This is a genomic window from Actinomycetospora sp. (assembly GCF_036497245.1).
In the GTDB taxonomy this organism is placed as follows: Bacteria; Actinomycetota; Actinomycetes; order Mycobacteriales; family Pseudonocardiaceae; genus Actinomycetospora.
In genome coordinates this window covers 1-9,765 of record NZ_DASXJS010000047.1, presented here as the reverse complement: position 1 = coordinate 9,765, position 9,765 = coordinate 1, and the positions used below count along the sequence as shown (strand labels likewise).

Genomic DNA, 9,765 nt, shown 5'->3' with positions numbered 1-9,765 from the left:
CAGGAACAGCAACTGCGCCATGACGTCGTTCGCCGACGCGTCGTCGATCTGCACCCCGAGGAAGATGATCCTTTCCTCGAAGAGCTTGTTGTAGGGGTTGGACTCCTTGACGCCGTAGCTCGTCCGCTCGACGAACGACGGGAGGATGTAGCGCGCCTCGGGCGACGCGGAAGCGCGCCCGCCCGGAACGTGAAGCTCACTCATGGTGCGTCTCCTCAGGCGCTCGTGCCGTTGCCGTTGCCGTTGCCCCGGGACTCGCTGGCACGCGCCACGACGTGGTCGATGAAGCCGTACTCGAGCGCCTCGTACGGATCGAACCACCGGTCCCGGTCGGAGTCCTCGGTGATCCGGTCGACCGTCTGGCCGGTGTGCTCGGCGATCAGCTCAGCGAGCTGGCGCTTGAGCTTGCGGAGCGACTCCGCGCGGATGGTGATGTCGGTTTCCGTGCCGCCGAGGCCGCCGGAGGGCTGGTGCATCATGATCTGCGCGTGCGGCAGGGCCAGCCGCTTGCCCGGCGCTCCCGCCGACAGCAGGAACTGGCCCATCGACGCGGCGAGGCCCATGGCCACCGTCGACACGTCGGGCTCGATCCAGTGCATCGTGTCGAAGATGGCCATGCCGGCCGACACCGAGCCACCGGGCGAGTTGATGTACAGCGTGATGTCGCTGGTGGGGTCCTCCGCGGAGAGCAGGAGGAGCTGCGCGGAGATCTGGTTCGCGATCGTGTCGTTGACCTCCTGCCCGAGAACGATGATCCGTTCCCGGAGGAGGCGCTCGTAGACCGAGTCGTTGAGCGTCATCGACCCGCCGGCGGAACGCATGACCGCCCCCGACGGGTCGGAGAGGTGCTGGCTCACCTGTCCCTGCTTTCCTCGAGTGGGGTTTCTTGACGCCGAGCCCACGGCGACCCGGGTGTTCCCGGCTCCCGTGGAGCTCTCGTCGGCTGCACCGACACTAACGATCGCGGGACTCCGGAACGTCCTCCGACGGCCCGTGTTCGCTCACGGCTCACCGATCCCGCGACGCGTCGGCTCAGGTCAGGACTTGGGGGCGGAGGAAGCACCGGCGGTGGCCTCCTCGTCCTCGACGACCACGGCGTCCTCGTCGGCCTCGTCGTCCACCGGAACGGTGGCGGCCTCGACGGCGGCCTCGGCCGCCGCCTCGGCGTCCTCGGTCGTGGCCGGGGAGAACAGCTCCGAGAGGTCGAGCTCCTCGCCGTCGGGGCCGAGGATCGTCGCGGCCTGCACGACCGTCGCGAGCGCCTTGCCGCGGCGGACGTCGGCGAAGATCGCCCCGAGCTGGTTCGCCTGCTGCGCCTGCTGGATGTACTCCTCGGGGCTGATCCCGAAGCGCTGCGCCTGCATGAAGATGCGCTCCATCAGCTCCTGCTGGTCGACCTGGACCTCGCCCTTCTCGGCGACCTCGTCCAGCAGCAGCTGGGTCTTCACGGCCTGCTCGGCGCTGGTGCGCAGCTCGGCGTCGAACTCCTCGCGGGTCTGCCCCTGCGAGGTCACGTACTCCGTGAGCCGGTCCTCGTCGTGGTCGAACTCGTGCACGGCCTCGTGGGCGCGCACCTCGACCTCCTGGTCGACCACGGACTCCGGCACCGGCAGGTCGGCGGCCTCGAGCAGCGCCTCGAGCACCTTGTCGCGGGCCTGGCCCGCCTGCTCCATCTTCTTGACGCGGCCGTGGCGCTCGCGCAGGTCGGCCTTGAGCTCGTCGAGCGTGTCGAACTCGCTGGCGAGCTGGGCGAACTCGTCGTCGGCCTCGGGGAGCTGGCGCTCCTTCACCGTCGAGACGGTGACGGTCACGTCGGCCTCCTCGCCGGCGTGGTCGCCCGCGACGAGCTTCGTGGTGAAGTTCTTGGTCTCCCCCGCCGACATGCCCACGAGGGCCTCGTCGAGCCCCTCGATGAGCTGGTCGGAGCCGACCTGGTGGCTCATCCCGGAGGTCTGGGCCTCCTCGATGGCCTCGCCGTCGACGGTGGCCGACAGGTCGATGACGACGAAGTCGTCCGTCGCGGCCGCACGCTGGACGCCGGTGAGGGTGCCGAAGCGCGCCTGGAGACCCTTGAGCTGGTCGTCCACGTCGGAGTCGGTGACCTCCGCCGAGTCCACCGACACCGAGATGCCCGAGTAGTCCGGCAGCTCGATCACGGGACGGATGTCGACCTCGGCGGTGAAGGCGATCTTGTCGCCGTCGTCGATCGAGGTGACCTCGATGTCGGGCTGGCCGAGCGGGGTCAGCTGCGCCTCGCCGACGGCCTCGCCGTACTTCTCGGGGACGGCGGTGTTCACGACCTCTTCGAGCACGACGCCACGACCGAGACGCTGGTCGAGGATGCGGGCGGGTGCCTTGCCCGGCCGGAAGCCGGGGATGCGGACCTGTCCGGCGATCTTCTTGTACGCCTGGTCGAAGGTGGGCTTGAGCTCGTCGAACGGCACCTCGATCGCGAGACGGACGCGCGTCGGCGACAGGTGCTCGACGGTGGACTTCACAGCTCGTTCTCCTCCGGGGCGGGACTGCCAACGCGGCCCGGGGGTGGAGACGGATGATCCGCTTCGAGTCCGGAGTCCCGGAGAACCTCCGAGGTAACCACCGATCAACGGCCCTGTCGTCGCGCCCGCCCGGGCGTCGGCGGCGAGTCTAGACGTGCCGGGCCGGTCCGTGCCGTGGCGGCCCTGAGCAGGGACGACCCGCGGAGGCCACGCCTAGGGTGGGTGTCCGTGACCGATGTGTCCCCGAAGATCGGCCTGGGCCTCGCCGCGCTGGGTCGGCCGTCCTACATCAACCTCGGCCGTGACGGCGTGCACCGTTCGCCCGACGAGCTGCGTGCGCTCGCCCACGCGAGCCTCGACGCGGCGTGGGAGGCGGGCGTGCGCTGGTTCGACACCGCCCGCTCCTACGGCCGCGCGGAGGAGTTCCTCGGCTCCTGGTTCGCCGCGCACCCCGGACGGCGGGCGTCCGCGACCGTCTCGAGCAAGTGGGGGTACCGCTACACCGCGGACTGGGACCCCGGTGCCGCGGTGCACGAGGTCAAGGAGCACACGCTCGCCCACTTCCGCTCCCAGTGGGCGGAGTCGCTCGCGGCCCTCGGCAGCCCGCCGGACGTCTACCAGGTGCACTCCCTCACCACCGACTCGCCGCTGTTCGACGACCGGGCGCTGCTCGAGGCGCTCGCCGCGACCGGCGCCGAGCAGGGGACACGGCTCGGGTTCTCCACCTCCGGCGCCGACCAGGCCGACGCGGTGCGGCGCGGGCTGGACCTCCGGGTCGGCGGGTCGGCGCTGTTCACCGCGGTGCAGTCGACGTGGAACCTGCTCGAGCCCTCGGCGGGCGACGCACTGCGCACCGCGCACGAGGACGGCGTGCTCGTGCTGGTCAAGGAGGGCATGGCCAACGGCCGCCTGGTCGTGGACCCGCCCGCGCCGGTGGCCGCGGCCGCGGAGCGTCTCGGGGTCGGACCGGACGCCGTCGCCCTGGCCGGGATTCTCGCGCAGCCGTGGGTCGACGTGGCGCTCTCCGGCGCGGCCGGGCCGGATCAGCTGCGGTCGAACCTCGCCGCGGAGCGGGTCGCGCTGACCGCCGAGGAGCGCACGGCCCTGGCCGGGATCGCCGAGACGGCGGGCGCCTACTGGGCCCACCGCGGCACCCTCCCGTGGGTCTGATCGATCCCCACCCCCCGTCACTTCACATCGATGTCGTTTGCGACCGTGGGCGGCGTCAGCGGCAGGTTCGTTCGAGGGGAAGGGCAGATTCCTCATGGGCATGGCACGCAAGGCCGGTCGCGCGTTCGAGCGGTTCCTCGGGGTGTTCGACGTCGTGGCTGGGTACGGAACCCGTCGCGGTCGTCGTCCGGCGCCGAGGGCCGCAGCGCGCCGGCGCTGACCCGGACCTCCGGGATCCGGGCGTACCGGGGCGGGGAGTCGGGGCCCCGCACCGGCACGGACAGTTCAGCACCGGCACGGACAGCTCAGCACCGGCACGGCGCCGGACATCGGTCGCACGGACGGACCCGGTGGGACTGGGGCACACTGCGGGCACCAGGTGATCACCGAGGAGAGCCGCGCCCACCGTGTCTGACCTGAGCACGTACGAGTTCACCAACGCCTACCGCCACGGGTTCGTCCGGGTGGCGGCCGCGACGCTGCGCACCGCGCTGGCCGAGCCCGCGGCGAACGCCGCGTCGCTGCTCGCCGTCGCCCGCGAGTGCCACGACGAGGGCACGGGCCTCGTCGTCTTCCCGGAGCTGACGCTCTCCGGCTACTCCCTCGAGGACCTGCTCCTGCAGGACACCCTGCTCGACGCGGTCGAGACCGCCCTCGGCGACGTCGTGGCCGCGTCGGCCGACCTGCTCCCGGTGCTCGTCGTCGGCGCCCCGCTGCGCCACCGCCACCGGATGTACAACTGCGCGGTCGTGATCCATCGCGGGCGGGTGCTCGGGGTGGCCCCGAAGTCCTACCTGCCCACCTACCGCGAGTTCTACGAGCGCCGCCAGGCCGCGGCCGGGGACGACCAGGGCGGCACGATCCGCGTGCTCGGCGCCGAGCACCCCTTCGGCCCCGACCTCCTCTTCGCCGCCGAGGACGTGCCGGGGTTCGTCCTGCACGTCGAGGTCTGCGAGGACATGTTCGTGCCCGTCCCGCCGAGCGCGGAGGCGGCGCTGGCCGGCGCGACGGTGCTGGCGAACCCGTCGGGCAGCCCGATCACCGTGGGCCGCGCGGACGACCGCCAGCTGCTCTGCCGCTCGGCGAGCGCGCGCTGCGCCGCCGCCTACCTCTACGCCGCGGCCGGCGAGGGCGAGTCCACCACCGACCTCGCCTGGGACGGGCAGACGACCATCCACGAGAACGGCGCGCTGCTCGCCCGGACCGAGCGCTTCCCCGCGAGCGCCCAGCACAGCGTCGCCGACGTCGACCTCGACCTGCTGCGTGCCGAGCGCCTCCGGACCGGGACGTTCGACGACAACCGGCGCCACCACGCCGAGCGCCTCGAGGACTGGCGCACGGTGTCGTTCACCCTCGACCCGCCCCGGGGCGACCTCGGGCTGCGGCGCGAGGTGGAACGGTTCCCGTTCGTGCCCGCGGACCCGGCACGCCTCGAGCAGGACTGCTACGAGGCCTACTCGATCCAGGTCGCCGGGCTCGAGCAGCGGCTGCGCGCCATCGGTGAGCCGAAGATCGTCATCGGGGTGTCCGGCGGGCTGGACTCCACCCACGCGCTCGTCGTGGCCGCCCGCGCCCTCGACCGCGCGGGGCGCCCCCGCAGCGACATCCTCGCGTTCACCCTGCCCGGCTTCGCGACCGGCGAGCACACGAAGGGCAACGCCTACCGGCTCGCCGACGCCCTCGGGGTGACGTTCGCCGAGATCGACATCACCGAGACCGCGCGGCTCATGCTGCGCAACCTCGACCACCCGTTCGCCGAGGGCGAGCCGGTCTACGACGTGACGTTCGAGAACGTCCAGGCCGGGCTGCGCACCGACTACCTCTTCCGGGCCGCGAACCAGCGCGGCGGCATCGTGCTGGGCACCGGGGACCTCTCCGAGATCGCCCTGGGCTGGTCGACCTACGGGGTCGGCGACCAGATGTCGCACTACAACGTCAACGGCGGCGTGCCGAAGACGCTCATCCAGCACCTGATCCGCTGGGTGATCTCCTCGGGCCAGTTCTCCGAGGAGGTCGCGGACGTCCTGCGCTCGGTCCTCGACACCGAGATCACCCCGGAGCTGGTCCCCGCCACCGAGGACGCCCCGGTGCAGTCCAGCGAGCAGAAGATCGGGCCGTACAACCTGCAGGACTTCACGCTCTACCAGATCCTGCGCCACGGCTCGCGGCCCTCGAAGGTCGCGTTCCTGGCGTGGCACGCGTGGCACGACGCCGACGAGGGCCCGTGGCCGCCGGGCTTCCCCGCCGAGGACCGCGTCGCCTACCAGCTGGCCGAGATCCGCCGCTGGCTCGAGGTGTTCGTCCAGCGGTTCTTCCAGTTCGCGCAGTTCAAGCGCTCCGCGGTCCCGAACGGGCCGAAGGTCTCTGCAGGCGGGTCGCTCTCGCCGCGTGGGGACTGGCGGGCGCCCTCCGACTCCTCGGCGCGGATCTGGCTCGACGAGATCGCGCGCGAGGTCCCGGCGGACTGGCCCGCCCCGGCCCCCGCCCGCCGCCGCTGGCGCCGCTGAGGCCCGACGTCCGTCGGGTCGTACCGGGCGACTGTCGGATGCTCCTGCGACGACCGCACCCAGGCACGCATGCGCCGCCGGACTCGTCGGGATCGACGAGTCCGGCGGCGCAGACGATCGCGACCTGCAGGGTGCGGCTACTACTGGCGCTGGGCGAGGCCCTTCAGGCACCAGTCGCCCTTCGACTCCCCGAGAACGAGCTCGGAGGGCAGCGTCTGGGTCTGCCCCTGCACGCTCAGCGTGACGTCGACGGGGGCACGCGCCTCGGTGTCGATCAGCGTCGTGGCCGGACCGGCCGGCGCGACCTTCGTGATGAACTGCAGGACCTGGCCGGAGAGCTGCGAGACCGGCTTGCCGTCGGGTCCCTTGCAGGACAGGTTGTCGAGCGCCGGGCCGTCCTTCGCGCTGAGGGCCTGGGTCACCTGGTTCGCGGTGTCGTCCGGGTTGCCCGGGCCCATCAGGTAGCCGGGCCAGACGAAGGCGCCGAGCAGCAGCGCGACGACGGCGCCGACGACCACACCGCCCGCCAGGCCGAACATGAGGCCCTTGCGGAGCTCCTTCTTGTAGGCCTTGTCCTCGGCCTCGGCCCACTCCTCGTCGCCGGTGGCGGCCGTCGCGGCGCCGGTGTCGGCCTTGGCGGCCTTGGCGTCGTCGGCCTTGGACACGGCGGTGTCGTCAGCCTTGGTGTCGTCGGCCTTGTCGTCCGCGGCGTCACCGTGTGCGGGTGCGGACTCGGAGTCCTCACCGGGCAGGGTTGCGGCAGGCACGGTCTCGGACTTCTCGGTGTCGGACTTCTCGGAGCCGGACTCCTCGACCTCCGACGTCTCCGTCTTCTCGGCGTCGGTGCTCGACGTCGTGCCGTTCCCGGCAGACTCGTGCCCGTTGGTCCCGGCGGAGTCGCCCGCCCCGGCCGCCCCCGTCGACGTCGGCTCGTCCTCGGCGTCGACGTTCGCCTCTGCGGCGCTGGTACGTCCCTCGGTCATCGCGGGTCCTGCTCCCTTCGCGGCACGCTCGTCGTACCGGTCCCCTCGGGTGTTCGACCCCACCGTGCCTCATCGCCCCGTCCCCACGACCAGCGGGGACCCTCCGGACGGGCCAGGGTCGTGGATCGCCCGGCGGCACGGGGACGTGGCAGGGTGCCCCCGTGAGCGCCCCGGGCCCGAAGGACGTCCTGCGCCGGTACCTCAGTCAGGGCCGCCAGGTGGTGGTCTGGAAGCTCGAGGGGCTGGGCGAGTACGACGCCCGTCGTCCCATGACCCCCACCGGCACCAACCTGCTGGGCCTGGTGAAGCACCTCGCGATCATCGACTCGGGCTACTTCGGTGAGGTGTTCGGTCGGCCGTTCGACGAGACCATCGGCTGGTTCGAGGCGCACACCGAGCCCGATGCGGACATGTGGGCCACGGCGGAGGAGTCCCGCGAGGAGATCCTGGGGCTCTACGAGCGGGCGATCGCGCATTCCGACGCGACGATCTCCGAGCTCGACCTCGACGCCCCGGGCACGGTCCCGCACTGGCCGGCCGAGCGGGCCGAGGTGACGCTGCAGCACATGCTGGTGCACGTCGCGACCGAGACCCACCGGCACGCGGGCCACGCGGACATCTGCCGCGAGCTCGTCGACGGTGCGGTCGGCCTGCGCCCCGACAACCTCAACCTGGGCGGGAACGAGGCCGCGCGACTGCTCGGGCACCGGGCCCGTCTGGAGCGCGAGGCCCGGCGGGCCGCCGGAATGCCCTAGCGCCTCCGGTGTTGGCTGGGCGCATGACCGACGTCGATGACCTCGCCGACCGCCTCGCCCTGCACGAGCTCGTCGCCCGGCACGGCCACCTCGTCGACGCCGGCGACCTCGCCGCGCTGGACGAGGTCTTCCTGCCCGACGTGGTCTACGACGTCACCGACCTCGGCGGGACCGCGATGGCCGGACTGGTCGAGGTGGAGGCGGCCGCGCGCCGGCTCGGGGACGGGAACCCGGTGGGGCACCACGTCACCAACGTCGTCGTGACCTCGCTGAACGAGGACGGCGCGCGCGTGCTGTCGAAGGGCCTCGGCGTCGCCGGCGACGGCACCGTCGGCAGCGTCGACTACAACGACGAGGCCGTGCGCACCGCGGAAGGGTGGCGCATCAGCCGACGGACCGTCCGGGCGCGGCGTTCGCCGCTGCGGCCCTAGCGGGGACGTCGACGACGGCTGCCCGCGGCCCTCCAGTTGGCGTCGTCGCTGATGACGGATGAGCTGGCCATGGGACCCCCCGGTCGGATGCGCCCACCGGGACCGGGGGACGCGACGAACGGCTGGGTCCGGGCCGAGACCTCGAGTCTGGGCGGGCTCCGCGACGCGGGTCAACCACCGGGGACCGTCGGTGCAGCGTGGTGGCCGAGGGTCAGCAGGAGCTGCTCCGCACGGGCGAACGCGCGGCTCTCGTACCGCGCGGCGTCACGCCGGAGACGCGCAGCGCGGTCGGGCGGGAGGGGTGTCACGTCGAGCCAGCGGTCGAGCAGCCCGGACGACATCTCCGGATGGAACTGGACCCCCGTCGACGCGCCCAGGCGGAAGACCTCGGGCCCGTCCGCGCTGTCGGCGAGCACCTCCGCGCCGGGGGGCACGGTGATCCGGTCGGAGTGCCACTGGAACCACGGCCCCCGGGGGATGCCCTCGACGCCCGGCCGGATCTCGTGCCTGCCGACGCGCTCCGAGCCCATCGGCTCGTGCCCGCCGCCGAGCGCCTCGACCAGGAACTGGGCGCCTGCGCAGATACCGAGGATCGGCGTCCCGTGGGCGTGCGCCCGCGCGAGGAGCTCGATCTCGCGGGGGACCCACGTCGCGATGCTCGACCGGGGCCAGGGCGCGCCGAGGGTGAGGACGAGGTCCCAGCCGCTCGGGTCCGGGAAGCGGACCTCGACATCCGGGGCGTGGAACCGGTGCTCGGGCACGACGGTGAACGTGTGCAGCGACCAGCCGGCGGCTTCGAGGACCCGGCCGACGTACCCGGGGTCACCGATGTGGTCGTGCCCGATCACCAATGCCCGCACGCCGCTCATCCTCCGGGTCGGGCTCGTTCCGCTATCGGCGCAGCGCCGGCGAGGACCGCTCCGCGTCATCGACGACGCCACACCCACCACCACGCCAGAGCTCTGCCGGTCGCTCCGCGGCCCCGGTTCCGGGCTCCTGCTGACTCGCCGGTGATGCCGCAGGGCGAGGACACCCGCGGGCAACCGCCGCTGTCAATCGTTGCTGTCATTCACGTGCACGACGCCGTCCCGACGCTGCCGGGACGGCGTTCGTGCTGGTCAATCAGTGTCGGGGTGGCGGGATTCGAACCCACGGCCCCTCGCTCCCAAAGCGAGTGCGCTACCAAGCTGCGCTACACCCCGTTGCCCACGAGTGTAGGGGCGCACGCTCGTCAAGCTCGCAGCGTGGCTCCGATACCGCCGCGGCGGGCTCGCCGCGGGGGCCGAAGCCGAGAGATGGATGTCGACGGGTGTACGGACGCCGTCGTCCGCACCCGTCCGACGCGTCAGTCCAGACCGCGAACGATGTGGTCTTCGTCCGAGTTGATCGTCATGTCGCGCTCCGTGTCCATCGTGGGCTCC

The 9,765-nt window shown here is 72.4% G+C and carries 9 protein-coding genes and 1 tRNA gene; 4 read left to right on the top strand and 6 right to left on the bottom strand.

Features of this window, described 5'->3' with window-relative positions:
- The 3 genes from VGI02_RS05525 to tig form a co-directional block, all read right to left on the bottom strand.
- A partial coding sequence (locus tag VGI02_RS05525; RefSeq protein WP_331626272.1) for an ATP-dependent Clp protease proteolytic subunit occupies positions 1-204 on the bottom strand: 204 nt, incomplete at its 3' end.
- An 11-nt stretch (positions 205-215) separates the two neighbouring features.
- A complete protein-coding gene (locus VGI02_RS05520) occupies positions 216-821 on the bottom strand; it encodes an ATP-dependent Clp protease proteolytic subunit (protein ID WP_331626273.1) in 606 nt (201 codons plus the stop codon).
- Between the two features lie 216 nt (positions 822-1,037).
- Positions 1,038-2,498: a trigger factor gene (gene tig, locus VGI02_RS05515; RefSeq protein ID WP_331626271.1), complete on the bottom strand. Its 1,461-nt coding sequence runs from the start codon at positions 2,496-2,498 to the stop codon at positions 1,038-1,040.
- Positions 2,499-2,720: 222 nt separating this feature from the next.
- Between tig and VGI02_RS05510 the strand changes: the two genes are divergently transcribed.
- Both VGI02_RS05510 and VGI02_RS05505 read left to right on the top strand, forming a co-directional pair.
- Positions 2,721-3,668, top strand: a complete 948-nt coding sequence (locus VGI02_RS05510; RefSeq protein WP_414638198.1) for an aldo/keto reductase — start codon at positions 2,721-2,723, stop codon at positions 3,666-3,668.
- Positions 3,669-4,075: 407 nt separating this feature from the next.
- The gene (locus tag VGI02_RS05505; protein ID WP_331626269.1) at positions 4,076-6,175 is read left to right on the top strand and encodes an NAD(+) synthase; all 2,100 of its coding nucleotides are present in this window, start codon (positions 4,076-4,078) and stop codon (positions 6,173-6,175) included.
- 140 nt (positions 6,176-6,315) lie between these two features.
- On the opposite strand, the gene VGI02_RS05500 is transcribed toward VGI02_RS05505, so the two are convergent.
- Positions 6,316-7,158 carry a hypothetical protein gene (locus VGI02_RS05500; protein WP_331626268.1) on the bottom strand — a complete coding sequence of 281 codons (843 nt, stop codon included), beginning with the start codon at positions 7,156-7,158 and terminating at the stop codon, positions 6,316-6,318.
- 161 nt (positions 7,159-7,319) lie between these two features.
- Between VGI02_RS05500 and VGI02_RS05495 the strand changes: the two genes are divergently transcribed.
- Both VGI02_RS05495 and VGI02_RS05490 read left to right on the top strand, forming a co-directional pair.
- Positions 7,320-7,913 (top strand): DinB family protein, encoded by a 594-nt coding sequence (locus VGI02_RS05495; protein ID WP_331626267.1) that lies wholly within the window; start codon positions 7,320-7,322, stop codon positions 7,911-7,913.
- 23 nt (positions 7,914-7,936) lie between these two features.
- Positions 7,937-8,344, top strand: coding sequence for a nuclear transport factor 2 family protein (locus VGI02_RS05490; RefSeq protein ID WP_331626266.1), 408 nt, complete (start codon positions 7,937-7,939; stop codon positions 8,342-8,344).
- Positions 8,345-8,514: 170 nt separating this feature from the next.
- Here the strand turns inward: VGI02_RS05490 and VGI02_RS05485 are convergent, their stop codons facing one another.
- Positions 8,515-9,204, bottom strand: coding sequence for a type 1 glutamine amidotransferase (locus VGI02_RS05485; RefSeq protein ID WP_331626265.1), 690 nt, complete (start codon positions 9,202-9,204; stop codon positions 8,515-8,517).
- A gap of 268 nt (positions 9,205-9,472) precedes the next feature.
- A tRNA-Pro gene (locus tag VGI02_RS05480) sits at positions 9,473-9,546 on the bottom strand.
- Positions 9,547-9,765 lie beyond the last annotated feature (219 nt).